General features: G+C 66.7%; 19 protein-coding genes. 13 read left to right on the forward strand and 6 right to left on the reverse strand.

Going from position 1 to position 26,399, the window contains the following annotated elements; translation table 11 throughout:
• A partial coding sequence (locus AB0B25_RS10285) for an NAD-glutamate dehydrogenase domain-containing protein (protein ID WP_357176926.1) occupies window positions 1-1,809 on the forward strand: 1,809 nt, incomplete at its 5' end.
• A gap of 97 nt (window positions 1,810-1,906) precedes the next feature.
• Here the strand turns inward: AB0B25_RS10285 and AB0B25_RS10290 are convergent.
• Window positions 1,907-2,968 carry an SPFH domain-containing protein gene (locus AB0B25_RS10290; RefSeq protein WP_357176927.1) on the reverse strand — a complete coding sequence of 354 codons (1,062 nt, stop codon included), beginning with the start codon at window positions 2,966-2,968 and terminating at the stop codon, window positions 1,907-1,909.
• A gap of 208 nt (window positions 2,969-3,176) precedes the next feature.
• Between AB0B25_RS10290 and AB0B25_RS10295 the strand changes: the two genes are divergently transcribed.
• On the forward strand, window positions 3,177-4,718 hold the full coding sequence (locus AB0B25_RS10295; protein ID WP_357176928.1) for an amino acid permease: 1,542 nt from the start codon (window positions 3,177-3,179) through the stop codon (window positions 4,716-4,718).
• Between the two features lie 300 nt (window positions 4,719-5,018).
• On the forward strand, window positions 5,019-7,295 hold the full coding sequence (locus tag AB0B25_RS10300) for a tetratricopeptide repeat protein (RefSeq protein WP_357176929.1): 2,277 nt from the start codon (window positions 5,019-5,021) through the stop codon (window positions 7,293-7,295).
• Window positions 7,296-7,301: 6 nt separating this feature from the next.
• Here AB0B25_RS10300 and AB0B25_RS10305 read toward each other — a convergent pair whose 3' ends face one another.
• Window positions 7,302-7,658 carry a DUF1707 domain-containing protein gene (locus AB0B25_RS10305; protein ID WP_357074823.1) on the reverse strand — a complete coding sequence of 119 codons (357 nt, stop codon included), beginning with the start codon at window positions 7,656-7,658 and terminating at the stop codon, window positions 7,302-7,304.
• A gap of 215 nt (window positions 7,659-7,873) precedes the next feature.
• Here AB0B25_RS10305 and AB0B25_RS10310 point away from each other — a divergent pair, with 215 nt between their 5' ends.
• The 4 genes from AB0B25_RS10310 (at window position 7,874) to AB0B25_RS10325 (ending at window position 14,654) form a co-directional block, all read left to right on the forward strand.
• Window positions 7,874-8,602, forward strand: coding sequence for a MerR family transcriptional regulator (locus tag AB0B25_RS10310; RefSeq protein WP_357176930.1), 729 nt, complete (start codon window positions 7,874-7,876; stop codon window positions 8,600-8,602).
• Between the two features lie 242 nt (window positions 8,603-8,844).
• Complete coding sequence (locus AB0B25_RS10315) at window positions 8,845-9,426, forward strand: dihydrofolate reductase family protein (RefSeq protein WP_357176931.1); 582 nt, start codon at window positions 8,845-8,847, stop codon at window positions 9,424-9,426.
• Between the two features lie 113 nt (window positions 9,427-9,539).
• Window positions 9,540-12,065 carry an AAA family ATPase gene (locus AB0B25_RS10320; RefSeq protein ID WP_357176932.1) on the forward strand — a complete coding sequence of 842 codons (2,526 nt, stop codon included), beginning with the start codon at window positions 9,540-9,542 and terminating at the stop codon, window positions 12,063-12,065.
• Window positions 12,066-12,107: 42 nt separating this feature from the next.
• Window positions 12,108-14,654, forward strand: coding sequence for an AAA family ATPase (locus AB0B25_RS10325; RefSeq protein ID WP_357176933.1), 2,547 nt, complete (start codon window positions 12,108-12,110; stop codon window positions 14,652-14,654).
• Between the two features lie 46 nt (window positions 14,655-14,700).
• Here AB0B25_RS10325 and AB0B25_RS10330 read toward each other — a convergent pair whose 3' ends face one another.
• The 4 genes from AB0B25_RS10330 to AB0B25_RS10345 all read right to left on the reverse strand — a co-directional run bounded on the left by AB0B25_RS10330 (window position 14,701) and on the right by AB0B25_RS10345 (window position 20,015).
• The gene (locus AB0B25_RS10330; protein ID WP_357176934.1) at window positions 14,701-15,243 is read right to left on the reverse strand and encodes a hypothetical protein; all 543 of its coding nucleotides are present in this window, start codon (window positions 15,241-15,243) and stop codon (window positions 14,701-14,703) included.
• 139 nt (window positions 15,244-15,382) lie between these two features.
• A complete protein-coding gene (locus AB0B25_RS10335; protein ID WP_357176935.1) occupies window positions 15,383-15,745 on the reverse strand; it encodes a hypothetical protein in 363 nt (120 codons plus the stop codon).
• Between the two features lie 924 nt (window positions 15,746-16,669).
• Complete coding sequence (locus AB0B25_RS10340; protein ID WP_357176936.1) at window positions 16,670-17,311, reverse strand: TetR/AcrR family transcriptional regulator; 642 nt, start codon at window positions 17,309-17,311, stop codon at window positions 16,670-16,672.
• Between the two features lie 238 nt (window positions 17,312-17,549).
• A complete protein-coding gene (locus tag AB0B25_RS10345; RefSeq protein WP_357176937.1) occupies window positions 17,550-20,015 on the reverse strand; it encodes a phosphoketolase family protein in 2,466 nt (821 codons plus the stop codon).
• Between the two features lie 228 nt (window positions 20,016-20,243).
• On the opposite strand from AB0B25_RS10345, the gene AB0B25_RS10350 reads away from it, so the two are divergent.
• The 6 genes from AB0B25_RS10350 to AB0B25_RS10375 all read left to right on the forward strand — a co-directional run bounded on the left by AB0B25_RS10350 (window position 20,244) and on the right by AB0B25_RS10375 (window position 26,375).
• Window positions 20,244-20,822, forward strand: coding sequence for an FKBP-type peptidyl-prolyl cis-trans isomerase (locus AB0B25_RS10350; RefSeq protein ID WP_357176938.1), 579 nt, complete (start codon window positions 20,244-20,246; stop codon window positions 20,820-20,822).
• Window positions 20,823-21,076: 254 nt separating this feature from the next.
• Complete coding sequence (gene tig, locus AB0B25_RS10355) at window positions 21,077-22,465, forward strand: trigger factor (RefSeq protein ID WP_357176939.1); 1,389 nt, start codon at window positions 21,077-21,079, stop codon at window positions 22,463-22,465.
• Between the two features lie 198 nt (window positions 22,466-22,663).
• Entirely contained in the window at window positions 22,664-23,251 is a 588-nt protein-coding gene (locus AB0B25_RS10360; protein WP_357074854.1) for an ATP-dependent Clp protease proteolytic subunit, read from the forward strand.
• A gap of 69 nt (window positions 23,252-23,320) precedes the next feature.
• On the forward strand, window positions 23,321-23,989 hold the full coding sequence (locus AB0B25_RS10365; RefSeq protein WP_357176940.1) for an ATP-dependent Clp protease proteolytic subunit: 669 nt from the start codon (window positions 23,321-23,323) through the stop codon (window positions 23,987-23,989).
• Window positions 23,990-24,455: 466 nt separating this feature from the next.
• A complete protein-coding gene (clpX, locus tag AB0B25_RS10370) occupies window positions 24,456-25,736 on the forward strand; it encodes an ATP-dependent Clp protease ATP-binding subunit ClpX (RefSeq protein WP_357074859.1) in 1,281 nt (426 codons plus the stop codon).
• Between the two features lie 372 nt (window positions 25,737-26,108).
• Window positions 26,109-26,375, forward strand: coding sequence for a 50S ribosomal protein L7/L12 (locus AB0B25_RS10375; RefSeq protein ID WP_357176941.1), 267 nt, complete (start codon window positions 26,109-26,111; stop codon window positions 26,373-26,375).
• Window positions 26,376-26,399 lie beyond the last annotated feature (24 nt).

Consider the following 26,399-nt stretch of genomic DNA (forward strand, 5'->3'; position numbering starts at 1 on the left):
GCGTCGTCTTTCGTCGAGCGGCAGCGGATGTTCGCGCTTCCGCGTTCGTCGTGGGCTGATTACGACAAGTCCCTGATCAGCCCCGGCGGCGGCGTCTACGACCGGTCCGCCAAGGCGATTCCGGTGACCGCGCAGGTGCGTGCCGCGCTGGACCTGGCTCCGGAGGTGACCACGCTGTCCCCGCCGGAGATGATCAAGGCGATCCTGCTCGCGCCGGTCGATCTGTTCTGGAATGGCGGCATCGGTACTTATGTGAAGGCCAGTACCGAGACCAATGCCGATGTCGGCGACAAGTCCAATGACGCGGTGCGGGTGAGCGCGAACCAGTTGCGGGTCAAGGTGATCGGCGAGGGTGGCAACCTGGGTGCCACGGCGTTGGGGCGGATCGAGTTCTGCCGCAACGGCGGCCGGATGAATACCGACGCGTTGGACAACTCCGCGGGTGTGGACTGCTCCGATCACGAGGTCAACATCAAGATCCTGCTGGATGCGGTGGTTTCCAGCGGCGAACTCGCGGTGGCCGACCGCAACCCGTTGCTCGCCTCGATGACCGACGAAGTCGCTGATTTGGTGCTGCGTGACAACATCTCCCAGAACTTCCGCCTGGGGATGTCACGGGCCGACGCGGCGGGGATGTCGGGCGTGCACGGCAGGCTGATCGCCGATCTCGAGGCGCGCCGCGGCCTCGATCGCGAGCTCGAGGCGCTGCCGACGGATGCGGAACTGGCGCGCCGCGCCGCGGAGGGAACCGGGCTGACCTCGCCGGAGTTGGCGAATCTGATGGCGCACGTGAAGCTGTCGCTCAAAGCGGATCTGCTCGCCGGTGACCTGCTCGACAGCACGGCGTTCGCGTCGGTGCTGCCCGCCTACTTCCCCGCACCGCTGCGTGAGCGATTCGCGGCGGCGATCGGCAGGCACCCGCTGCGGCGCGAGATCGTGGCCACGGTGGTGATCAACGACATGGTCGACTTCGGCGGGATCACCTACGCCTTCCGGCTCGCGGAAGAGGCGGGCGCGACCACCGATGACGCGGTGCGCGCGTACACGGCCGCCGTGGAGATCTTCGATCTGCATGTGCTCTGGCAGCGGATCCGGCAGACCCCGATGTCCACGGCAGCGCGCAACGAACTGGAACTGGAGACCAAACGCAACCTGGACCGGGCGTCCCGGTGGCTGCTGTCCAACCGTCCACAGCCGATCGCGATCGGCGCCGATATCGCCCGGTACCGGGACGGTGTCCGTGCGCTCGCCAGCCAGGTGCCCGACTTGCTGACCGGCTACCTCGCCGACGATCTGGCCGAGCGGTCACGCGGGTCGATCTCCCGTGGCGCGCCGCAGGATCTGGCCGATGAGGCGTTCGGGCTCATCCACCGTTTCCCACTGCTGGACGTAACCGATCTGGCGGAGATCGCCGAGCGTGATCCCTCCGAGGTCGCGGTGCTGTATTACGCGCTCAACGAGCACTTCCAGATCGAGCGTTTGTTGACCGCGGTCGGCAACCTCGAGCGCGGCGGACGCTGGCGCACGCTGGCGCGTCTGGCGGTCCGCGAGGATCTCTACGATTCGCTGCGCTCGCTGACGCTCGACGTGCTGACCGCCACCGAACCGCAGGACAGCACCGCGGAGAAGATCGCGTACTGGGAGTCGACCAACCGGTCCCGGCTCGCGCGCGCAGGCGCATCGCTGGCGCAGATCTTCGCTGCCGAGACCCATGATCTGGCCTCGCTCTCGGTCGCGGCGCGGCAGGTCCGGAGCATGGTGAGCAGCGGTGGTGAGTCCACCGCCGTAGCGCCGACAGTCGTCGGCTGAATACCGACGATGCCCGGAGGTTCGACGCGCTCGGCGTCGGCCTCCGGGCATCGGCGTTTCCGCGGTTTCCGCGCGGCGAGTTCCGATGTGCTCGGCGTCAGCCTCCGGGCATCGGTGTTCCGCAGTTCCCGCAGAACTTGGCCGCCGCCGTCGATTCCGTGCCGCAGCTGGGGCAGTGCCGCGGCTGCGGCGCAAGGGATGTTCCGCAGTTCATGCAGAATCGCGCGCCCGCCGGGTTCGCGGTATGGCAGGTAGCACACAGGGATTGCCCCGTGTCGGCCGCGGCGGGCGGAAGTTGCGGCGCGCCCGAATGGTTGGACACATGCTGTCCGATGGCACTGATACCCAGTGCGGCGCCGAGGAATCCGCCTTCGCCATGGTGGTGACCGTGCGCGAGACCGTGTCCCGCTCCGAGCGCCAGTTCGCCCGCGGCATAGCGCTGGAAGTCGCCGGTCAGGCGAATGTATTTGACGTCCTTGGCGAGTCGCTTCAGCCGTTCCGCGTCCTCCGGCGCCAGTGTGATATCGAAATTACCCATGCGCGGGATACGCAGCCCGTACTCGTAGAGCGCGGTGTTGGTCTGGTGCATGACCGCGGCCTCGATCGGCTGTAATTGCGCAGAGAGTCCGAGTACTTGCCAGTCGCCTCGCGAAATGCCCTGGGTGACTGCGATTTTCATGGACTTGAGCAGCAAGTCCGCGCACCAGTTCTGTACTTTGTCCTGGTCGGTGAGATCGGCGGTGCCCGCCAGCGAGGTGAGCAGTTCGGCTGGATCGCGGATGGCGAGCGCGAACTCACCGAAGACGCGCAGGGTCACCACCTGCTCGCTGACCGGGTCGAGGATGTCGGCCAGTCGTCCGCCGAATCGGACGCCTGGTACCTCCCGGGTCGAGACGAAATACAGTTCGGCGCGATAGTAATTCCCGCCGGTGACGGTGTCGACGAGCGCGCCGAGCACCGGCAGTTCGTCGGCATCGATGCGATGCCGTCCGGGGCCCATCGCCGCGACCACCTGCCCGGACTTGACGAACAAGGCGATCTCGTCGGCGTTGACGATCGCACGTGTGTAGCGGCGGATATTGACATCCGGCCACTTGTAGACCATCTGGTTCTTACGGTCCTCGGGGACCGCTATGAACTCCCGTTCGAACCACGCCATCTGCGCTCCATCAGCCGATTTCATCCCGAGCGTACCGACACGCGGTGGCCCGATCAACGAGGCCCTTCCCATCACTGCTGCTCGGACACCTTTTCCAGGACTGTCTTGATATCCGGACTGTGACAAAGCCGGGTCGCTATTGAGCGTGCCGCTATCTAACGGTACATTGAGCGAAGTTATGATCGCCGTCACCTGAAAGGCCATCCTCATGACCACAGTTCGACCTCCCTCGGAGGTGCCCGCGCCGGCGGGCATCCACGAGGAGGATGCGGGTTACCACAAGTCGTTGCGCCCGCGTCAGCTGCAGATGATCGCGATCGGTGGCGCCATCGGCACCGGATTGTTCCTCGGTGCGGGCGGGCGGCTGGCCAGCGCGGGTCCGGGACTGTTCATCGTGTACGCCATCTGTGGCGTGTTCGTGTTCTTCGTCCTGCGGGCGCTCGGCGAGCTGGTGCTGCATCGCCCCTCCTCGGGGTCGTTCGTCTCCTACGCGCGTGAGTTCTACGGCGAGAAACTGGCGTTCGCGGTCGGCTGGATGTACTTCTTCCACTGGTGTATGACCGGCATCGTCGATATCACGGCGATCGCGACCTATGTCCATTACTGGGGGGCCTTCGAGGCGATTCCGCAGTGGTTGATCGCGCTGGTCGCCCTGGCGTTGGTGGTGAGCGTCAACCTCGTCTCGGTGAAGTGGTTCGGTGAGTTGGAGTTCTGGGCCGCGCTGATCAAGGTCGTCGCGCTGGTCGCCTTCCTGATCATCGGCACGATCTTCCTCGCGGGCCGGTTCACCATCGACGGGGAGCACACCGGACCCAGTGTCATCGCCGACAACGGCGGACTGTTCCCCAGCGGCCTGCTCCCGCTTGTTCTGGTCACCACGGGTGTCGTCTTCGCGTACGCCGCGGTGGAATTGGTCGGCACGGCGGCTGGTGAGGCGGAGAACCCGGAGAAGATCATGCCGCGGGCGATCAACTCCGTGATCGCCCGAATCGCGCTGTTCTATGTCGGATCGCTGGTGCTGCTCGGCCTGCTGCTCCCTTACACCGCTTTCAAGAACGGTGAGAGCCCCTTCGTCACCTTCTTCTCGCGAATCGGCCTGAACGGCGCCGGCTCGGTGATGAACCTCGTCGTCCTGACCGCGGCCTTCTCCAGCCTGAACGCCGGGCTGTACTCGACCGGCCGAATCCTGCGGTCGATGTCGATGAACGGCAGTGCGCCCACCATCGCTGCGCGAATGTCGAAGGGCGGAGTGCCTTATGTCGGCATCCTCGCCACCGGCGCGGTCGCGCTGATCGGTGTCGGGCTGAACGCGGTGGTGCCGGAGAAGGCATTCGAGATCGTGTTGAACATGTCGGCGTTGGGCACCATCGTCGCGTGGGCCGCGATCGTGGTGTGCCAGTTGCAGCTGTGGCGTTGGTCGCGCACGGGTCGCGCGGAACGTCCATCCTTCCGGCTGATCGGTACGCCCTACACGAGCTTCGCGACGCTGGCCTTCCTCGTGGCGGTAGTCGGTCTGATGGCCTTCAGCGACGACGACGTGCAGCGCGGCGCGGTGATCGCCATGGGTCTGGTCGTGGCTCCCGCACTGGTCGCCGGCTGGTTCCTGGCACGTAAGCGGGTACTGCGCATTGCGGAGGTCCGACAGGGCGTCACCGGCCAGTTCCCCGTCCTGGCCGAGCGTCCCCCGCGCAACCGCGCATCGGCGGGTAGCGACGCGGTGGTGATTCTCGACAAACCCGACGAGGAGTGAGCCAGTATCCGTCCCGGGCTTCGACCCGGGGCGGATACTATTCCCAATCTCGGGAACAATACTCGCGCGCATCGACAGGTAGCGGACCAGAATGAAACCCCGATTCAACGGTGGGTTTGAGAGGTTCGTATGCCGGAGCACCCCAGCGCCTCCGACCGTCCACTTGCGCATCCGTGGGCGAATCGGCGAATGCGCGGCACCGAAGTGCCTCGGCGAACTTCCGACCCCTGGGCGACTCGACATCTACTCAAGACCGAGATGCCCCCACGACTGCCTCATCCATGGTCGACGCCTCAGCATGTGGAGGGTCCACCGACCCAACGGTCCGGTACCGGTGAGTCGATCCCGAGCGTCGGACGGTCGACCGCCGCGGGGCTCGCGTCCGCCGAGCTCACCATCGGCACTGCCGGCCTGCTCGACGATCTCGAATCGGATCCCGGTTCCGGGCGCAGTGCGCGCTCCCGGCCGAGCGTCCGAAGATTGGGTGATGGCCTGGTGTCCATGCCCAAGGTGAGCCCGCTCGATCCGCGTACCGCGGTCATGCAGAGTCCGGAAATGCCGGAGCACAAACGGTTTTGCTGGAAGTGTCAGCAGCCGGTCGGACGAACCAGCGACGCCGGGCCCGGTGTGGTGGAGGGTGAGTGCGGCCGGTGTGGATCTCCGTTCAACTTCCGGCCCTCGCTCGGCCAAGGCGAGATGGTCGCCGACCAGTACGAGGTACAGGGCTGTCTGGCCCACGGCGGGCTCGGCTGGATCTATCTCGCCATCGATCGCAACGTGAGCGATCGCTGGGTGGTGCTGAAGGGGTTGCAGAATCCGCTCGACTTCGAGGCTCATGTGGTCGCGCTCGCCGAACGCCAATTCCTCTCCGAAGTCGCCTATCCCGGCATCGTCAAGATCCACAACTTCGTCAAGCATCGGTCTGGGCGTGACGTTCCCGACGGCTACATCGTTATGGAGTATGTCGGCGGCCGTTCGCTCAAGCGAATGCTCGATCTGCGCGCGCCGGACCGCATTCCGGTCTCGGAGGCGATCGCCTTCATGATGGAGATCCTGCCCGCACTGGACTATCTGCACTCGTTCGGTCTCGCCTACAACGACCTCAAGCCGGACAACATCATGGTCAGCGAGGACGAGGTCAAGCTGATCGACCTCGGCGCGGTCGCCGCGATGGAATCTTACGGCAGTATCTACGGCACCCCTGGTTACCAGGCGCCGGAGATCACCGAGACCGGTCCGACGGTGGCCTCGGACATCTACACCGTCGGCCGCACCCTGGCCGCGCTGGTGCTGAACATGCCCAAGACCGACGACGGTCATCAGCTGCCCGGTATTCCGTCGGCCGACGAGCAGCCGCTGCTGCGGCGATACCCTTCGCTGGACCGGTTGCTACGGCGGGCCACCGACCCGGATCCGCAGCGGCGGTTTCCGTCCGCCTATTCGATGTACGGGCAGCTCGCCGGCGTCCTCCGAATGGTGCTCGCCGCCGACACCGGATCGGAGCATCCCCAGGCCTCGCTCGAGTTCGGTTCCATGCGTGGCGATTTCGGCATCGAGACGCTCATCGGACAGACCGATGGCATGGCCGACGGACGTCATCGGCTTCCGGCGTTGGACGCGCCGAGTGTCGTGGCGGCCCTGCCGGTTCCGTTGATCGACAGCGAGGATCCCAGCGCCGACCTGCTGTCGACCTTGCTGCACGGCGACCCGAGGCACGCCCTCGACGCGCTGCGCCGCACTGCCGACCGGATCGTATCCGGGACGATCCTGGAGCCGGAGACCTTCGAGTTGGAGGGAACGCTGACCGCGGTCCGCGCGCACCTCGATCTCGGCGAGGTGGTCCCCGCCTGCGATCGGCTCGCCGACCTGCGTCCGGGTTACCCCACGGACTGGCGGATCGAGTGGTATTCCGCCGTTGCCGCGCTGCTGGACGGCCAATACGAGCGCGCCTATGAGTACTTCGCCCTGGTGCACGACATGCTGCCCGGCGAGATCGCGCCCGCCCTGGCGTTGGCCGCCACCGCGGAGCTGACACTGCAGCATCTCGGCACGCCCGACGACGACAACCGCTGGCATCGGCTCGCCACGGAGTACTACCGGACGGTGTGGCGGACCAACCACGGTGTGGTGAGCGCGGCGTTCGGCCTGGCCCGCAGGCTGGTCGCCGACGGCGAACTGTTGGAGGCCGTCGGGGTTCTGGACCAGGTGCCGGAGGCATCGCGGTATCAGAGCGTGGCGCGGATGACCGGGTGTCTGCTTTTGGTCTCGCAGCCTATTCCGGAGACCGCCGAGGCCGATCTCACCGAAGCCGCGGCGCGACTCGATGCCGCGCCCGACGAGCCAAGGGCACTGCAACTGCAGGTCATCGTTGTGGGTGCGGCGCTGGAGTGGGTGCGGGCGGGTGGGGCGTCGGTGAATTCCGAGGCGACCCTGCTCGGTTTCCCGGTGACCCCCCTGGGGCTGCAGCGCGGGCTCGAATCGAGTTTGCGCGCGCTCGCCCGCATCGCGCCGCAGCGCCTGCACCGGTACCGCCTGGTCGACCTGGCCAACTACGTGCGGCCGAAGACCAGGTGGTGACCGAGCTCAGGCCGTCCGCGCGGTAATCATGAAAAGCGCTGGTGCGGCCAGGATCACGAGCAGCCAGAGCCAGTTGCCGGTGGACACCGTGAGCACCACGGCGAACACCACGGCCGCCCCCGCCAGTACCGCCATGCGAGGCAGGGGATTGGTCGGCTGCACCACTGGTGGCGGCGGTGTGCTGCCCGGCAGGTCGGCGAACAGTTCGGCGAGCTGACTCTTGCTGGTCGCCGCCGCGACGGCCGCGCTGAGTTCGTCGAACTCGGTCAGGCCCAGTCTGCCCGCGCCTAAGTGCTGGGTCAGTTCGCGCAGTGCTCGTTCACGGTCCGCAATGCTGGCCGGGGGGCCTGCAGATTCAGCCATAACGGAAGAATAGGCGCAGTGGCAAAAGCCGTGTACCGCGTCGGTTTCCATGGGCGGGAAGGCCGGCGTTGCGCTGGCACGCCGCAGCGTGCCGCGCGAAGCGAATCGGACCGGATAGGGTGCCGTTGCTGAATTGTCGCTAAAGTCGGGGTGGTTACCGAAACATGCCCGTGCAGCCACCGTCGGCTCGTGTTGCGATGTGGTTTGCTTGAGGTATGACTGCGGGTGTGGAATACACGATCGATGAGCTGGCACGGGAGGCCGGTACGACCGTGCGCAGCCTGCGGGTTTACCACGAGCGCGGCGTGCTGCCGCCACCGCAGGTCAAGGGTCGGACCGGCTTCTATGGCGCCGACCATCTGAACCGGGTACGGACCATCAGCAAGCTGCTCGATCGCGGGATCAAACTCAACGGCATCAAAGAATTGCTCAATGCGTGGGATCGTGGCGACGACCTGGGGGACATCCTCGGCGTCGCCGAGTCCGAAGCGTCCGACTCGGTCGCTGCCGGTGACATGATCGCGGCGACCGAACTCGCCGAGCGCTACGACGACGTGCCCAACGGTCTCGCGCGCGTTGTCGCGGCGGGGCTGTACGAGCCGGTCGATGCCGCGACCTATCGCGTCGCGGATCGTCAGCTGGTGGATCGTCTCGAACGATTGCGGTCGGGTGGTATTCCGACCGATGAGGTTGTCGGCGAGCTGGAGAAGCTGCGCGCGGACGCCGAGCGCATCGCACGGCGATTCGTGGATCTGTTCCGCCGCACTGCCTGGTCATCGTTCCAGGACTCCGACCGGGGCCCGGCCGAAGTCGCCGAGCTCGGGGAGCGGCTGGCGACGACGCGCCTGGTTCCCGGTGAAGTGACCGCCGAACTCGTAAGCCTCTTTGTGGCAAGGTATCTCGATCAGGACGCCGAGCTGGTCGACGCACTGCAGGAGGCCTGACCGCCTCGGGCGGCAACCAGCGCTGGCTGTGTGCGCCTCGCATTCCCACCAATGGAGATGTGTGGCAGTAACGTGCCGTTAATCAGCGGTATATTGGTTTCATCCGGCCACGTGTTCACGGGGTGGGAAATCTGCTGATGCCCGCCTACCTACGTAGGCCCTCCGCGAATCTACCGATGCGCGCCGGTGTTGCTCTCCCCGACAATCTGCCAATCGCACAAAGCGGACAGATGGGTGTGGCAATGGGAAGCGTGACACTGTGGATGCAGATGTCGCTCGACGGCTTCGCAGAGGGGCCGGATCAGGAAATCCACTGGCCGGTGGTCGACGAGGAACTGTGCGAATCGTTTCTGGACGAACTGCACTCGGCCGACGTTTTCCTCTACGGGCGCAAGACCTACGACATCATGGCATCGTTCTGGCCGACCGCCGATGTGGATCCAGCGATATCGGAGTTCTACATCGACTTCGCGCGGTGCTGGAAGGAGACGCCCAAGGTCGTGTTCTCCCGCAGCCTGGCGGCGGCGGAGTGGAACACGAGGATTGTCCGGGACGATCTGGTCGGGGAGATCACCGCGATGCGCGCGCGGCCCGGGTGTGACATGGTCCTGTTCGGCGGCGCCGAGACGGCATCGATGTTCATGAAGCATGATCTGATCGATGAGTACCGGCTGTTCGTTCACCCCATCCTGCTGGGTGGCGGGATCCCGTTGTTCCCGACACCCTCGGTGGTGTCGGGATTGCAGCTGGTCGATGTGATGACCTTCGACAGCGCCGTCGTCCAGATGCATTACCAACAGGCGGCCTCGGCCTCGTCCCAGTAGCGCGCATGCGCCACGAGGTGGCACCCCGCCGCAGGGAAGGTGGCGGGGTGTCGTCGGAACTCGACCCGGCATTGTCGAGCGCGTAGCCGCCGCGTCGGCTAACTTTCGTTTGTATGGCCATGGTTCAGGCACGTGGCGGCGTGCTCCCCGCATCCACCAGTGAATTCATCGGCCGGGAAACGGAATTGGACCGGCTCGGCGTGTTACTGGACAGTGACGCGTGCCTGGTCACCCTGGTCGGGCCGGGTGGGATAGGTAAGACGCGGTTAGCGGCGGAGGTGCTTCGCCGCTGCCCGCGAGCCAGGCGCAGGCCGGTCTATTGGGCCAGGCTGGCCGAACTGGAGCCCGACAGCACGGCGACTGCGCAGGATGTGATGCAGTCGGCGGTGCGCACCGAACTCGGCTCTCGGCCGACCGCGGACACTCTGGTTCGCACTCTCACCAGCGGCGCCCCGTCCGCCGACCGGGCGGTTCTCGTGCTGGACAACTGCGAGCATCTGCTCGGCGCCATCGGCGCGATGATCGCCGATCTGCTGGAGGCGGCGCCGGGGCTCACGATCTTGGCTACCAGCCGGGAGCCGATCGGATGGGTCGACGAATACATCCTGGCCGTGCCCCCGTTGTCGGCCTGTCAGTCCCTCGAGTTGTTCCGTCGGCGAGCCGAGCTCGTCCGGCGGACGATCCCCGACGTGCGCGAGCAGGTGGCCATCGCTGCGCGGATCTGCCGCAGAGTCGACCACAATCCGTTGTTCATCCGGCTGGCCGCGGCACGACTGCGGCATCAGCCACCGGTCATGGTGTTGCGCGAGCTCACCGGAGACGCCGACGACAAGCGCCTGCACTGGACACATGGGGCGCGCGCGGGCGCCGAGCAGCGCCACCGCGGCGTGTACGACGTGGTGGCCTGGTCTTTCGCGCTCTGCGCCCCGAAAGAGCAGTTGCTGCTCGAGCGCTTGTCGGTTTTCGCCGCAGGCTACGAGACCGATGACGAATCGCGGCGCGGCGGCATCGAGCTCGACGCCGCGATCGCGGTGTGCGCGGACGAGGCCCTGCCCGCGGGTGAGATCGATTACCTGCTGGAACGGCTGGCCGAGCAATCGCTGCTGTCGACGCATCACACCACGACCACGGTCAGTTGGTATCTGGTGGAAAGCGTGCGTGTCTTCGCTCGTGACCGGCTGCGCCGCCGCGACCGCGGCGAGTCCGACCGTCTCGCCGCCCGGCATCGCCGGTACTTCCTGGACAAAGTCATTGCTGGACAGGCCATGTGGCTGGGCCCACAGGACCAGGCTTGGCTGCGGTGGGTGCGGTTGGCGTGGAACGACATCGTGCTCGGTATCGAATCCGGTCTCGCGGATCCGGCGCAGGCCCTCGTCGCGCTGGAAACCGCGACCGTTCTGTTGTCGATGAAGGTGCCGTTCGTGCGGTCTGGCGCGGGCGCGCTCATCCGGCTGACCGAGCGAGCGCTGGATGCCACCAGAGCGTGCGGGCTCGGCCCGTCCGGTCTCGGTGATCTGGCTACCGCCCTGCTCGGCTGGATCGCGCTCTGGCAGGGACGGACCGATCGCATCGCGCGGCTGCTTGCGGACTGCGTCACGTTCTCGACGGCTGGCGAATCCGGCGCCGGCCCGCGCTGCACCGATACCGATGTCGGCCTGTCCGCGCCGGTCGAATGGATGTGGGGCCTGGAGTTGATGATGGTGCGGGCCGACCGGCGCGCGATCACTGTGCTCACCCGGGCGCGGCGCAAGTTCGGGGAGATCGGCGACCGCATCGGCGCCGAGCGCAGCGACGTGTTCGTCGCGTTCTGCGCCGCGCTCGTCGGCGACCGGACCGAAGCGCTGGACAACACCGCGCGGTTCCTGGAGCGTTCGGTGTCGTCGGGCTCGACGCTGTCGACGGCGTGGGCAGAGATCGCGCGCGCGGTGGCGCTGGCCAAGCACGGGGCCGCGACCGAGGCGTGCGCGCTGACCAGTGGCGTGCTCACCCGCCACGCCGGCGAGCAGGACACCTGGACGGCGAGCTGGGCAGTCGGCGCGCACATCGTCGCGCTCGCACAGCTGCTCGTAGCGGATCGGGACACCGGAGGCGATCCCGCGACCGCGACCGAGATCGCCTACCTGGTAGGGAGTTTCACGGCGCGCCAGCGGTCGATGGGGATCGCCATCGATCAGGTTCCGTTGATCGCCGCCGAGATCCGCCGTGCGTCGGAGGTCTCGCGCGCGGTGCTCGGTGACCGGGCGTACGCCGCGGCCGAACGAAGGACCCGGCCACGCCCTGAGCTGGACGAGTTGTGGTGGTCGACCGGGGATGCGGCGCCCGCGCCCCGCCGGCCCGACCGGCCCGCCGCCCCACGTCCGCCGTCGAGGCGGCCCAGCTCTCGCTGGTGCGAGTTGTCAGAAGCCGAACGTGACGTCGCCGTCTTCGCGGCGGCGGGTTGGTCGAACAGCGCGATCGCCTCCTGCCGGCACAGCTCGATCAGGACGGTCGACGCGCAGGTCGCAGCGATTCGACGGAAACTGATGATCGTCTCCCGCGCCGACATCGTGGACCATATTCCCGAAGAACTCGGCGATCGCGTACGGTACGAGTCCGAGCGACGGCCCCGCCGTTCTCGCAGGTCGGTGGCTAATCGATAGGCTGCTCCGACCGACGGTTTCTGAATTGATAGGTGCACCGGCATGTCGGAAGTGAACAGCGGCCGTGGCGACGGCCCCGCCGCGCCCCGTGAATTCGTGGGCAGGCATGCCGAGCTACGGCAGATCGACACGCTGCTTCGCTCATCCAGCGCCCGGCTGATCACCCTGGTCGGTCCGGGCGGCATCGGCAAGACGACGCTGGCCGCGGAGGCGGTACGTCGATATCGCGGCGCGGCGCGGCGCGCGGTCTACTGGACACGGCTGGCCCGGTTGGCGACCGAAGCGGAGACCGGGACGGTCGCCGAAGAAGTGGTGCAGTCGGTCGCCAAGGACGACGTCGCGGGACGGTCGGCCTGGGACGGCCTGGTGGAGACTTTCAGCGGCGGCGACGTGGGCGCGGGCGAGCCGACGATACTGGTGTTGGACAACTGCGAGCACGTGCTCGGTGGGGTGGGTCCGCTGATCGTCAGCCTGCTGGAGGCGGTGCCCGGCCTCACTATTTTCGCCACCAGCAGGGAACCGATCGGCTGGATCGATGAGCATTTGGTGGCCGTGCCGCCGTTGTCCAGCGATCATGCCCTCGAGCTGTTCCGGCGGCGCGCCGAGCTGACCGGACGACCCATCTCCGAGGAGCCCGGGCAACTCGCCATCGCCGCCCGGATTTGCGGGCATGTCGACAACAACCCGCTGTTCATTCGGCTCGCGGCGGCGCGCTTACTGCATCGGCCGCCGGCGATCGTGTTGCGTGAACTGTCCGGCGACACCGACGACCGGCGCCTGCAGTGGTCACATAATGTCAGGGGAGGGGTAGGGGAGCGTCATCGCAGTGTGCGCGACGTGATCGCCTGGTCCTACGGCCTGTGCACCGATCGCGAACAGTTGCTGCTGGATCGGATGTCGGTGTTCGCCACCGGCTATGACTCCGAGAACAGTGAAGCTCCCAGTGGCGGGGTGGAGATCGACGCCATCGTGGCGGTGTGCGCGGACGCGTCGCTGCCCGGTGTGGAGATCGAGAGCTTGCTGGAGCGCCTGGTCGAGCGGTCGTTGCTCTCCGTGCATATGACCGCGGCGACGGTCCGGTATTACCTGCTCGAGAGTGTCCGGGTGTTCGTGCGGGATCGGTTGTCGGCGCGCGATGACGATCTGGACGAGGTGCGACTACTCGCCCGGCATCGGCGGCACTTCCGCGACCGGGTCGCCGCGGGTCCCGCCACCTGGTACGGCCCGCAAGAACAGGAGTGGCTCGCCTGGGCCCGCGCGGCATGGGACAACATTCTCATCGCCATCGAGACCAGTCTCGCCGACCCGGAGGAGGCCGTCATCGGCCTGGAGACCGCCGCGACGCTGATGGCGCTGCGCGTCCCGTTCATCACCGGATCCAACCGCGCCATCACCGGCCTCACCGAACAGGCCCTGGAAGCTACGCGACGGGTCGACCCACCGCCGACCAGGTTGCGGATCAACGCGACCGCGTTGGTCGGATGGATCGCCATCTGGCAAGGCAGGTACGCCTATACCGCTCAGCTGCTGGACGAGTGCGCAGCGGAATGCTTGTCCGACCCGGACCTGCGACGCCGTTGGCGCGAGACCACCGACAGCGATGTCGGTTTGCCCGCCGCGGTCGAGTTCACCTGGGGCCTCGAACTGCTTCTCGTCCAGCTCGACCTGCGGGCGGTCGACGTATTGGGCAGGGCTCGAAGGAAATTCGCCGCCGCGGGCGATCGGGCCGGGGAACAGCGCAGTGAGCTGTTCGAGGCGCTGACCTGCGCGAATTTGGGAGACGCCGACCTGGCGCTGGGCGCCGCGCGGCGGCATCTGGAGCGGGCCGTCGCCTCCGACGCGGGCTGGGCGATCTCCTGGGCGGAGCTGGCATGGATGATCGCGGTGTCCAGACACGGCGACCCGCATGAGGCGGTAACGCTCGGGCGCTCGACACTGGAGCGCGTCTTGACCACCGGTGATACCTGGACGGCGGGTTGGGTCGTCCACTTCCACACCATGGCACTGACCTACCTTCTCTCCGCCCGGATCGCCGCGGGCGACGCCGGCCGGGCCGAACTGGTCGCCGCCGCCACCGAGATCGCCCATCTCCAGGGCGGAATCGCGACGCTGCACCGATCGATGGGCATCGTCGCGGACCGGGTGACACTGGTGGCGCGCGGCATCGCCGGCGCTACCGAGGTGGCGACCTCGATCATCGGTGCGGCGGCCTACGCGGCGGCGGCCTACCGCGGCGCGCGCTTGCGGCCGGAACGTGATGAGTTGCAGCGGTTTGTGCTCGGCAGGCTGTCCATCGACCAGGTGCCGGGCCTGCGCCCAGAGGCCAGAGTGACTGTCTCGCGCTGGGACGAATTGACGCCGGCGGAGGGCGAGGTGGCGATACTCGCCGCCGCGGGCTGGGCCAACAGCGCGATCGCCGCGCGAAGGGGAAGTTCGATCCGGACGGTCGACGCGCAGGTCGCCACCGTCCGCAGGAAGCTGATGGCGGCCACCAGGGCCGACATCAGCTGGCACGTCCCCGATCAGCTCGAGGAGCGGGTACAGCTCGAATCCGAGCGGCGTCCGGCACGAACGCCGCCACGCCCGTAACCGCAGCTGCGGTTACGGGCGTGGCGTCAGGTGGTGTCGGGTTCGATCAGGTCAGCGAGCCGTCGATGCACAGGCTCGACGACCGCCAGGAACGCTGCGGGCCGGTGCCGGGGTCGAAGGACCACTGCGCGATCGGTCCCGCGGCCTTCCACCACAGCGCACCCCGTCCGTCCGAGACGACCTGGTATACGTCCTCGGAGCCCTCGACAAGCTGGTTTCCGACGCAGTAGTCGTTGTAGTCCGTGCCGTACTGGCGTGCTCCCGCGCTGAACAGACCGGCCGGGTTGGCGGACGCGCCCGGGTTCGCTACGGTGCTGCGCTGTCCCGTCGCGTTCCCGCGGTGCCAGTACGGGGCGCCGAACTGATCGGTACCGCAGGCGAAGCTCCAGCCGCCGGCGACGACCGAGTCGCCTTGACCGTAGCCATTGCCCGCCCAGAGACAGGGCGCGCCCTGGGCCTGTGCGGCGCCTGCTCCGAGGCCGAGGCCACCCGCGACCAGCGCGGACGACGCCAGCAGTGTCAGCGCCAGCGTCCGTGCCATGGCGGTGCGCTGGGCGAGCTTCAGACGCAGGGCGTTGATTTTAAACATGGGTGTTTCTCTTTCGTGTTCTAACTCTGCCGATGTCGATCGGATTTACGAGATTTCGGATGCTTCAGGTAATGTGCCGCTACATAGCGGCACGATGCGGGGAAGTCTCAGGGTGTTGGCGAGTGCGCCGGCGGTGCGATCACCGGCACCAGCTGGCCTGCGGCTTGCATACGGTGTATCCGCTGCCGTCCGGACGCTGTGCATGCGACCAGCTCGGGCTGCTGTTGCCGCCCGTGCCGGTGTTGCCCGGCGTTGGCTGGCTCTGGCGCTGGTGGTAGTCGCGGAGCGCGTTGTTGTGCTGTTGGGTCCGCAGCGGGCTGCGGTCGCGGTGGTTGAAACCCATGGGGTCGATGTGGTGCCAGCCGGTGGTGTCGCCGGTGCCGTTACGGGGGTCCGAGGGGCCGTGCGGCTCGGCGGTGGAGATGCCCGCTCCGCCCACGGTGATGGCGCCGATGATCGCGGCACAGGTGAGCAGTCGTCGGGCGGCAGTGTTGATAGTCATCGTAAGTCTCCGTTCGGATTTGAGCTGCCTGCGGCACGGCTCGCGGATCGGTCGATCCGGCGAGCGTCGGTGGCCGAAGCAGCCGCCGAAAGCTGGGGCGGGGAAGGGGGCCGGGCGGCAGCCGTCGCGGCCGTCGTGTCGGTCGCGGTGCGGTGCCGGTCGTCGCGGTCCCGGTCGTTGCGATGGGGGGAGCCCGGCCTGTCGTCTCCTTGGCGGCCCGGGCGTCCGGGGCTCGATGCCGCGACTGTCGCGTCCGGCTCGGCCAGCGCTTCGGTCGGCGCCGGGGTTTCCGGCGTGGCCGCTATCGCGCTCACGATCAGCGGACGGACGAGCCAGGTCTGTGTCCGTCGCTGTGGTGCCGTGATCCCGGTCATTGTCGAAGTCCGTTCTCTCGTCACCTCGGGGATCGGGTGCGGGCCGTTGCGGTCCGTTCTCCGATGCCCTGTCTATCGTGCCGTTGGATAACGTCACATTAATTGACGTGTCGATTATTGTCGAGCGGTTTCCCAAAATTGGGAAAATCCCTGGATCTGCCTGGCTGTTCGGGGTAACTAGCTGCAGTGATGTCGGCCGATGCGCGAGCAATGCCTAGCGGGTTAAACAAAATACGATCGTCCGTATAGTTTGGTCGGGTCGCTGAAGTCTAGGGGATCCGTGGGCGCGGTCTGACACGATCGGTGGTGTGTCGCGAAATTCGATGGCGGTGGTTGCGCCGGAATGACGGTCTCGACCCTGGGCGCGCACATCGTGGTGTGTGGATCGGCGATTCGGGCCGGTGTAGGAGCATCGCGGGAGATGGTCCGACTGGTTTCCAGCCGGATATCAGCTGAGCTGCGCGGTCCTCTTGATCATTTCGGTCGGCTGGTTGAGCTGGACGGGCGTGTAAGAGTTTTCGACGTGTCGTCGCGAGGGGGCGGCCCATGTTCAGGCGGGTCGCAGGAGCCCTTCGATACTGCGGCGCGCGCGAGCGGCGACCTCCGTGTCGCCGATCCGGAACGCGGTGTTGGTCGCGCACAGAACCGCGTCGAGTTGGAAGGCGACCAGATCGGCAGCCATCGTGGCGATCTCACCGGCGGACACCGCGAAACGCAGTTCGCGTTCCAGCAATCCGACCCATTCTCGATGGTCACGCAGCAGCGCGTCGCGAACCGGACCCGGCTTGCTGTCGTACTCGGCCATGGTCGCGACGCGGAAGCATCCGCCCGCGAACACTGGCGTCTCGGCGTAGGCCAGCCAGGATTCGACGAGTGCCCGCAGGCGGGCGAGGCCGTGCGGCGCGGTCCGTGCCGGGTCGACGACCGCCTCGGCGAACCGGTCGCGCGCGTAGTCCACGGTGGCCAGTTGCAGCGCTTCCTTGGTACGGAAGAGGGTCTGGATGCCGGCTTTGCTCAATCCGGTGTCGCTGGCGAGCCTGCCGAAACTCAGGCCGGTCAACCCGTCCAGCGAGGCGATGTCGACGGCCTGTCGCAGCACCGTCGCGCGGGTCTTCGCACCGCGCAGCAGCCGCCTGTCGGTGATGCCGCCGTTCTCGCCGGCGAGTAGCGCGGACTCCTGGCCATCTTGCATACGATCGATCGTACTTATGAACACCTGAATCGTTGCCGCGACCGGTGTTGCTGTGCTCGGATCGGGACGTGTCCGCTGCGGCTGTGGAAGACCTGGAAGACCTGATTTCGTGTTCGATTTCGATGGCAAGCCCGTCCGCTGCGCAAGCGAGGACTCGTGCGGCGGGCCCGGGACGCGACTCCACTGCGTGAACCGAAGCCGTTGTCACGCAGACCCGTAAGGACGTTTCGCGCGGTTCTCAGGTGCCGTACGGCCACGTCCAGTTCTCGACTTCGGGGATGTCCGCGCCATGCTCCCTGGTCCACATGCGCGCGGCCAAGCGTGCGTCGACCATCTCCTGGCGCAGCCCCGCGGCCTGCGCACCCAGGCTCGGTACGCGATCGATCACGTCCATCACCAGGTGGTAGCGGTCGAGGTCGTTGAGCATCACCATGTCGAACGGCGTTGTCGTGGTACCACGTTCCTGGTAGCCGCGCACGTGCATCCCGCTGTGGTTGGTCCGACGGTAGGTGAGCCGGTGGACCGACCACGGGTAGCCGTGGAAGGCGAAGATCACCGGCCGATCGTGCGTGAACAGCGTGTCGAACTCACAGTCGGGCAGTCCGTGCGGATGCTCCTCCCGTGGCCGTAGACGCATCAGATCGACCACGTTGACCACCCGAACACGCAACTCGGGCACGCGTTCTCGCAGTATCGCGGCGGCGGCCAGCGTTTCCAGCGTCGGTACATCGCCCGCGCAGGCGAGCACCACGTCGGGGGTGGTGCCCAGTATGTCGTTGTGGCCGGCCCAGTCCCAGATCCCGATGCCGCGTGCGCAGTGCTCGGCCGCGTCGTACGCCGAAAGCCAGTCGGCCTGAGGCTGTTTGCCTGCTACCACCACGTTGACGTAGTGCCGTGAACGCAGGCAATGGTCGAAGGTGGACAGCAGCGTATTGGCGTCCGGCGGCAGGTATACGCGCACGATCGAAGGCTTCTTGTTCAACACCACGTCGAGGAAGCCGGGATCCTGGTGAGTGAATCCGTTGTGGTCCTGCCGCCAGACATGCGAGGACAGTAGATAGTTCAGGCTGGCGACGGGACGCCGCCACGGCACCGCCGCGCTCGCGTCGAGCCATTTGGCGTGCTGGTTGAACATCGCGTCGACGATGTGGATGAACGCCTCGTAGCAGGTGAACACTCCGTGCCTGCCGGTGAGCAGATAGCCCTCCAACAGTCCCTGGCAGATGTGCTCGGACAGCACTTCGATCACTCGGCCCGCGCGGTCGAGTCTCTCGTCGTATTCGCCGATCTCGGCCTGCCAGTCGCGGCCGGTGACCTCGAGGATGTCCTGCAGCCGATTGCTGGCCAGTTCGTCGGGGGCGAAGGTGAGGAAGTTGTCCGGATTCTTTCTGGTGACCTCGCGCAGCCACCCGCCGAGCACCCTGGTTGCCTCGTGCTCGGTCGCGCCCGGCGCGCTCACTTCGACGGCGGAATCGCGCCAGTCCGGTAGCCGGAGATCGCGGACCAGCGCGCCTCCGTTGGCGACCGGGTTGGCGCTCATCCGCCGATCGCCGCTGGGCACCTGGTCACGCAATTGCGACACCGGCCTGCCCGTCGGGTCGAACAACTCCTCGGGGCGATAGGACCGCAACCACTGCTCGAGCACATCTCGATGCCTCGCGTCGGTGCGGGCGGCCGGCAACGGGACCTGGTGCGCGCGGAAAGTGCCCTCGACCCGATCGCCGTCCACCACGGGCGGACAGGTCCAGCCTTTCGGCGTGCGCAAGACGATCATCGGCCAGATCGGCCGATTCCCGTCGGCTCCGCCGCGCGCGGCGCGCTGAATCCGGGCGATGCGCTCCAGAGCGGCATCCATCGCGCTCGCCATAGCCTGGTGCACCACCGTCGGTTCGTCACCTGCGACGATGATCGGCTCGTAGCCGTATCCGCGCAGAAGCGAGACCAGTTCGGTCTCCGGGATCCGCGCGAGAATGGTCGGATTGGCGATCTTGTACCCGTTGAGCGCCAGGATCGGCAGGACCGCGCCGTCGCGCGCCGGGTTGACGAACTTGTTCACATGCCAGCTCGCCGCCAGCGGGCCCGTCTCCGCCTCGCCGTCGCCGATCACGCAGAACACCGTGAGCTCCGGGTCATCCAGCGCGGCGCCGAAGGCATGCAGCAGCGAATAGCCGAGTTCGCCGCCCTCGTGGAAGGAGCCGGGCGTCTCCGGCGCGCAGTGACTCGGGACGCCGCCGGGGAAGGAGAACTGTGCGAACAATGCACCCATGCCTGCCGCGTCCTGCGGAATGTGGCTGTACAGCTCGGAATATGTGCCTTCCAGCCAGGCGCACGCGTTCGGACCCGGGCCACCGTGGCCGGGGCCCGCGACGAAGACCGCGTGCAAGGCCCGCTGCCGAATCGCGCGATTGGCGTGTGCCCAGACCAGGTTCAGGCCGGGCACGGTACCGAAATGGCCGAGCAGGCGCGGTTTGATGTGCTCGGCGCGCAGCGGTTCGCGGAGCAGCGGATTGTCCATCAGGTATATCTGGCCGACCGCGAGGTAGTTGGCGGCGCGCCACCAGGCGTCGAGCGCGGTCAGTTCGGTGCGGTCGAGCAGACCGGGCGCGTCCGTCAACTGGTAGGGACGTGGGGCGACGGTGGCGCCACCGGTGTTGCCGACATTGTCGGCCGAGGTATCGCCACCTGTGCGTGTGCTGGGGGTCATGCGCCGACTCTCCTCACGATCGGGCACCACGAGGGACCGCTTGTCGCGCGTCTACACCGTCGCCGACCGGAGTCGACGAGGCCGGATGGAAAATTCATCGTCAGCCTAGCGGGCCGGCGGCGCGGAGGCGGGAAAGCGGCGCGCGCGGAGGTGGGAAAGCGCGGCGCGGTGCAGCGGCTCCCGCCCGGTTGGGCCGCTCGGGCGCGCGCGTGGTCTAGGGTCCGCCGCATGTACACACTCGCCAGGATGATCGGGATCGGCACCATCGCGGCGGCGGCCATCGCGCTGGCGGCCTGCGGCTCGGACGACGACAAATCCGCGGCGGTCTCCTCCGGGAAGGCCACGATGTCGGCCGGGGCGTCCGCGGCGCAGCGCCCGGCCACGCAGAGCAAGGGCCGCGAATGCACCGCCGAGGACATCGGCGTGACGGGTGACTTCGGCGCCGCGCCGACGATCACCATTCCGGACAACTGTGACCCGCCCGCGCAGCTGATCGTCAAGGACCTGATCGAGGGCAGCGGGCCCGGCGCCGTGGCAGGTCAGCAGCTCACCATGAACTACGCGTTGGTCGCGTGGTCGAACAAGCAGAAGCTGGACAGTTCCTTCGACCGTGGCAAGCCCTTCCAGTTGACCCTCGGCGGGGGCCAGGTCATCGAAGGCTGGGATCAAGGGTTGGTCGGCGTGCGGGCCGGCTCGCGCAGACTGCTGGTCGTGCCGCCGGACCTGGGCTACGGAGCGGGCGGGCGTGGCATCGCGCCGAACGAGACGCTGGTCTTCGTCACCGACGCGGTCTCGGTGGGGAAGTGACATACACCGGCCGTTCCGGCTGGGGATACCGCCGAGTGCGAGTCCGCTCGGCCGGAGTACTACCCTGATCGGGATGCGTACGCCGCATCCCTCGTCGTCTCGGCCGGGGCCGGGATCGGCTCGGGCCAGCGCCGATGGGGAGTGCGGCGACCACACGCAGGGCCGCTTCGCCGCTCATTCCGACCTTCCGGGTGCGCGGTGGAGCACGTCAACCGAACGCCGACCAGTACGAACAACGAACAAGGAGCATGTCCGTGAAGAGCACCGTCGAGCAGCTGAGCCCGACCCGGGTCCGGATCAATGTCGAGGTGCCCTTCGAGGAACTGAAGCCGGACTTCGACAAGGCCTACAAGGCGCTGGCCAAGCAGGTCCGGATCCCCGGCTTCCGTCCGGGCAAGGCGCCCGCGAAGTTGCTGGAGGCCAGGCTCGGACGCGGCGCGATCCTGGAGCAGGTCGTCAATGACGTGCTGCCCGGCCGTTACAGCGAGGCCGTCACCGCCTCGGAGGTGAAGGTCATCGGCCAGCCCGAGATCGAGATCACCAAGATCGAGGACGGCCAGGAGATCGCCTTCACCGCCGAGGTCGACGTTCGCCCGGAGATCACGCTGCCCGACTACGCGACCCTCGAGGTCACCGTCGACGCCTTCACCATCGGCGACGAGGACATCGAGGAGCAGTTGCAGTCGCTGCGTCAGCGCTTCGGCACCCTGACCGGCGTCGAGCGTCCGGTGCAGGACGGCGACTTCGTCTCCATCGACCTGTCGGCGACCGTCGACGGCGAGGAGGTGGCGGAGGCCGCCACCACCGGACTGTCGCACGAGGTCGGCTCCGGCCAGCTCATCGAGGGCTTGGACGAGGCGCTGATCGGGCTGTCGGCGGGTGAGTCCAAGGCGTTCACCTCGAAGCTGGTCGCCGGCGAGCACGCGGACAAGGACGCTGAGATCACCGTCACGGTGCAGTCGGTCAAGGAGCGCGAGCTGCCGGAGGCCGACGATGAGTTCGCTCAGCTGGCCAGCGAGTTCGATACTCTCGACGAGCTGAAGGAAGACCTGCGTAACCGGGTCGAGCAGGTCAAGAAGGTGCAGCAGGCCGGCGAGATCCGCGACAAGGTTCTGGAGACCCTGCTCGAGCAGGTCGAGGTGCCGCTGCCCGACGCCGTGGTGCAGGCCGAGATCGACGCGGTGACCCACGACGCGGTGCACGGCTTCGACCACGACGACGCGAAGTTCGCCGCGGCGCTCGAGACCCAGGGCAGCACCCGTGAGGAGTTCGATACCGACACCAAAGCGGCCGCCGAGAAGTCGGTGAAGACCCAGCTGCTGCTGGACGCGATCGCCGAGGCGGAAGGTACGCAGGTCGGTCAGGAGGAGCTCACCGAGCGCATCCTGTTCCAGGCGCAGCGCTACGGCCTGTCGCCGGAGCAGTTCATCCAGCAGGTGCAGCAGGCCGGCCAGCTGGGCGCGGTGTTCGCCGACGTCCGTCGTGGCAAGGCGCTGGCGGGTGTGGTTGGTAGGGTGACTGTCACCGACTCCGCGGGAAATGCCGTGGATACCACCGAAATGTTCGGCGGCCCAGAGGATTCGGTGAACGAGGGCGAGACCGAGGACAAGGCCGAGGAGACGGCCGCCGCGAGCGCCGAATAATTTCATGGAATGCCAGCGTGCTCGGCGCCCGAGGGGTGCACTGATTGCGCTGTGAGCGAAGAAGGGCGGTACCGGGAGTTCGGTGCCGCCCTGCTTCGTTACTGTTTGTGACAAGCGAACCCGAGATGGCTGTTCGGCTATCAGCAACGAGCCGGCGAGAGAAGGCAGGTATCCGTGACAATCAACCAGGCAGGGGTCATGACAACCGCGACTGCTGGTCTCAACCTCAGTGATTCGGTGTACGAGCGCCTGCTGCGTGAGCGCATCATCTTCCTCGGCACCCAGGTCGACGACGACATCGCGAACAAACTGTGCGCGCAGATCCTGTTGCTGTCGGCCGAGGATCCGACCAAGGACATTTCGCTCTACATCAACTCGCCGGGTGGTTCGGTGACCGCCGGTATGGCCATCTACGACACGATGCAGTTCGCCGAGTGCGACATCGCGACTTACGGCATGGGGCTGGCCGCCTCGATGGGGCAGTTCCTGCTCACCGCGGGGACCAAGGGCAAGCGCTACGCGCTGCCGCACGCGCGGATCATGATGCACCAGCCCTCGGCGGGCATCGGCGGTTCGGCCGCCGACATCGCGATCATGGCGGAGCAGTTCGCGCATACCAAGCGGGAGCTGAACGAGCTGCAGGCGCTGCATACCGGCAGGTCTGTGGAACAGGTCACCGCCGATGCCGACCGCGACCGCTGGTTCACCGCGAAGGACGCCCTCGACTACGGCTTCATCGACCACGTGATCAGCCACGCGAACCAGGCCAACGGCGGCAAGAAGTAATCCCTGATCACCCCTAGGTCGCCTGGACACCGCGAACGTCCAGCCGCCGCACAGACTTTGGAGACGAAGATGGTCAATCCGATCGACCCGCGCGCCGGCCTGTCCGGCATCGCCCCGCAGAGCCCACAGGCGCGGTACATTCTGCCGTCGTTCATCGAGCACTCGAGCTTCGGCGTGAAGGAGTCCAACCCGTACAACAAGCTGTTCGAGGAGCGCATCATCTTCCTCGGCGTGCAGGTGGACGACGCCTCGGCGAACGACATCATGGCGCAGCTGCTCGTGCTCGAGTCGCTGGACCCCGACCGTGACATCACCATGTACATCAACTCGCCCGGTGGCTCGTTCACCTCATTGATGGCCATCTACGACACCATGCAATACGTGCGTGCCGATGTCGCCACGGTCTGCCTCGGCCAGGCGGCCTCCGCCGCGGCCGTGCTGCTGGCCGCGGGCACCCCGGGCAAGCGCGCCTGCCTGCCCAACGCGCGCGTGCTGATCCACCAGCCGTCGCTGGAGGGCGGTATCCAGGGGCAGGTGTCGGACCTGGAGATCCAGGCGGCCGAGATCGAGCGGATGCGTCGTCTGATGGAGACCACGCTGGCGCGGCACACCGGTAAGGACGCCGACACCATCCGCAAGGACACCGACCGTGACAAGATTCTGACCGCCGAGGATGCCAAGGAATACGGGATCATCGACACGGTGTTCGATTACCGTAAGCTCAGCGCCCAGAAGTAATGTTCCGGCCCGTCATCCCGGGTATACCGGGATGGCGGGGTGAATTGTCGGTCCCGGCGGCGGTTCGCGCGTAAATTGCTCCACAACAGGGAATTCCGGCCGGGAGGTTGCGCATGTCGAGGCACACCGCCCGGCCGGTGGGCTTTCGCGGCGCCCCGAGTTCGAAACCCGCTTTCGGACCAGGCGCCGCAAGGCGGATGGTCGAAGCTCACGGCGACCATCGGAGGGACGGATTGCATTCCGTTGTCGTGAGAACTGGCACAACGCGCCGGAGAAACATGCTCGAGTTGTCGACCTCCATCCCACACACCGGGTACGGTCAACCTAGGGACCTTTGTTCCCGGTTGACAGCACTGCCTCATACTCCGGAAAACAGTCGGTGCGTATGCGGCTGCTACGGAGGCGGCGGACAGCTGGCAACCTGGACAGACGGTTGCACGCGGACAAGGAAGTAGGGACCCAAGAGATGGCGCGCATCGGAGATGGCGGCGATCTGCTGAAGTGCTCATTCTGCGGAAAGAGCCAGAAGCAGGTCAAGAAGCTCATTGCGGGACCAGGGGTGTACATCTGCGACGAGTGCATTGATCTGTGCAACGAGATCATCGAGGAGGAACTCGCCGAGTCGAGCGAGGTCAAACTCGATGAGCTGCCCAAGCCCGCCGAGATCCGGGACTTCCTGGAGAACTATGTCATCGGGCAGGACACCGCCAAACGCACTCTCGCGGTCGCGGTATACAACCATTACAAGCGCATTCAGGCCGGTGACAAGGGCCGCGACAGCCGCGGCGAGACTGTCGAGCTGGCCAAGTCGAATATCCTGATGCTCGGTCCCACCGGTTGCGGCAAGACCTATCTGGCCCAAACGCTGGCCAAGATGCTCAACGTGCCATTCGCCATAGCGGATGCCACCGCCCTCACCGAGGCCGGCTATGTCGGTGAAGACGTCGAGAACATCCTGCTGAAGCTGATCCAGGCCGCGGATTACGACGTCAAGCGCGCCGAGACCGGCATCATCTACATCGACGAGGTCGACAAGATCGCCCGCAAGAGCGAGAACCCGTCGATCACCAGGGATGTCTCGGGCGAGGGCGTGCAGCAGGCGCTGCTGAAGATCCTGGAGGGCACCCAGGCGAGCGTGCCGCCACAGGGTGGCCGTAAGCACCCGCACCAGGAATTCATCCAGATCGACACCACCAACGTGCTGTTCATTGTGGCGGGCGCCTTCGCGGGCCTGGAGAAGATCATCTCCGACCGCACCGGGCACCGCGGCATCGGTTTCGGTGCCGAGGTCAGGTCCAAGGCCGAGATCGACACCAGCGATCACTTCGCCGACGTCATGCCGGAGGACCTGATCAAGTTCGGTCTGATTCCCGAGTTCATCGGCCGCCTCCCGGTCGTCGCCTCGGTGACCAACCTGGACAAGGAATCTCTGGTCAAGATCCTCTCCGAGCCGAAGAACGCACTGGTCAAGCAGTACGTCCGGCTGTTCGAGATGGACGGGGTCGACCTGGAGTTCACCGACGACGCGCTCGAGGCCGTCGCCGACCAGGCGATTCTGCGCGGTACCGGCGCGCGTGGTCTGCGGGCGATCATGGAGGAAGTACTGCAGCCCGCGATGTACGACATCCCGAGCCGCGATGATGTCGCCAAGGTGGTCGTAGACGCGGACACCGTCAACGACAATGTGCTGCCGACGATCGTGCCGCGCAAGGCGCAGCGGGCGGAGCGCCGGGAGAAGTCGGCGTAATTCGGTCCAGGGTGGACGGGTGGTCCACCGGTGCCTCACTTCGAGGTTGAAGCAAGCCGCCTAGGGTGACCTCAGTGTCGCCCAGGAGCTACGGCGCCACCGTCGTTCGATGGCCGCGGACGACTGGCCGAGTTCTTGATGTCGACACGTTTCGCCGGCAAGTCTCCTGCCAGCGACTTTCGCACGGAAGGTAGGCGGGTCCCGCCGAGCGGTTGTCGGTTTGCTGTCAGCGCGCCCAGCGAGGACACGCTGTGCCGTTGTCGGTGCGGTCGACCGCTATCTCGCCGAGCTGTGCCGAACCGGAGTGCCGGTGTCTTGTCGCCGCGGTGCGGAAAGCCGTCTGTAGCGTCGGTCGATCACTACGATCGGATCATGTTTGGCAACCGGCGAGTGGAGCGCAAGATCGATGCGCTGAACTTCAAGCTCGATCTGATCATGAACCATCTCGGTATCACGGAGCTGCCTGCGACTGCGCCGACCCGGACCGGGGCCATCGTACCGAGCGGCGATGGTCTGGGTGAGATCGATGCTCTTTTGGCGCAGGGAAAGAAGATTCAGGCGATCAAGCGGTACCGGGAGTTGACCGGATGCGGGCTCAAAGAAGCCAAGGATGCGGTCGAGTGGCGGTATCCGTACTGAACCATGTTGTTTCGCGGGATGGTT

It is taken from the genome of Nocardia sp. NPDC049190 (genome assembly GCF_040648115.1).
In the GTDB taxonomy this organism is placed as follows: Bacteria; Actinomycetota; Actinomycetes; order Mycobacteriales; family Mycobacteriaceae; genus Nocardia.

Excerpts from the sequence above, each read along its gene's own strand:
- AB0B25_RS10290 (WP_357176927.1), bottom strand. The coding sequence starts at position 2,968 with ATGGCGTGGTTCGAACGGGAGTTCATAGCGGTCCCCGAGGACCGTAAG.
- AB0B25_RS10295 (WP_357176928.1), top strand. The coding sequence starts at position 3,177 with ATGACCACAGTTCGACCTCCCTCGGAGGTGCCCGCGCCGGCGGGCATC.
- AB0B25_RS10305 (WP_357074823.1), bottom strand. The coding sequence starts at position 7,658 with ATGGCTGAATCTGCAGGCCCCCCGGCCAGCATTGCGGACCGTGAACGA.
- AB0B25_RS10310 (WP_357176930.1), top strand. The coding sequence starts at position 7,874 with ATGACTGCGGGTGTGGAATACACGATCGATGAGCTGGCACGGGAGGCC.
- AB0B25_RS10315 (WP_357176931.1), top strand. The coding sequence starts at position 8,845 with ATGGGAAGCGTGACACTGTGGATGCAGATGTCGCTCGACGGCTTCGCA.
- AB0B25_RS10320 (WP_357176932.1), top strand. The coding sequence starts at position 9,540 with ATGGCCATGGTTCAGGCACGTGGCGGCGTGCTCCCCGCATCCACCAGT.
- AB0B25_RS10325 (WP_357176933.1), top strand. The coding sequence starts at position 12,108 with ATGTCGGAAGTGAACAGCGGCCGTGGCGACGGCCCCGCCGCGCCCCGT.
- AB0B25_RS10330 (WP_357176934.1), bottom strand. The coding sequence starts at position 15,243 with ATGTTTAAAATCAACGCCCTGCGTCTGAAGCTCGCCCAGCGCACCGCC.
- AB0B25_RS10335 (WP_357176935.1), bottom strand. The coding sequence starts at position 15,745 with ATGACTATCAACACTGCCGCCCGACGACTGCTCACCTGTGCCGCGATC.
- AB0B25_RS10340 (WP_357176936.1), bottom strand. The coding sequence starts at position 17,311 with ATGCAAGATGGCCAGGAGTCCGCGCTACTCGCCGGCGAGAACGGCGGC.
- AB0B25_RS10345 (WP_357176937.1), bottom strand. The coding sequence starts at position 20,015 with ATGACCCCCAGCACACGCACAGGTGGCGATACCTCGGCCGACAATGTC.
- AB0B25_RS10350 (WP_357176938.1), top strand. The coding sequence starts at position 20,244 with ATGTACACACTCGCCAGGATGATCGGGATCGGCACCATCGCGGCGGCG.
- AB0B25_RS10360 (WP_357074854.1), top strand. The coding sequence starts at position 22,664 with ATGACAACCGCGACTGCTGGTCTCAACCTCAGTGATTCGGTGTACGAG.
- AB0B25_RS10365 (WP_357176940.1), top strand. The coding sequence starts at position 23,321 with ATGGTCAATCCGATCGACCCGCGCGCCGGCCTGTCCGGCATCGCCCCG.
- clpX (WP_357074859.1), top strand. The coding sequence starts at position 24,456 with ATGGCGCGCATCGGAGATGGCGGCGATCTGCTGAAGTGCTCATTCTGC.
- AB0B25_RS10375 (WP_357176941.1), top strand. The coding sequence starts at position 26,109 with ATGTTTGGCAACCGGCGAGTGGAGCGCAAGATCGATGCGCTGAACTTC.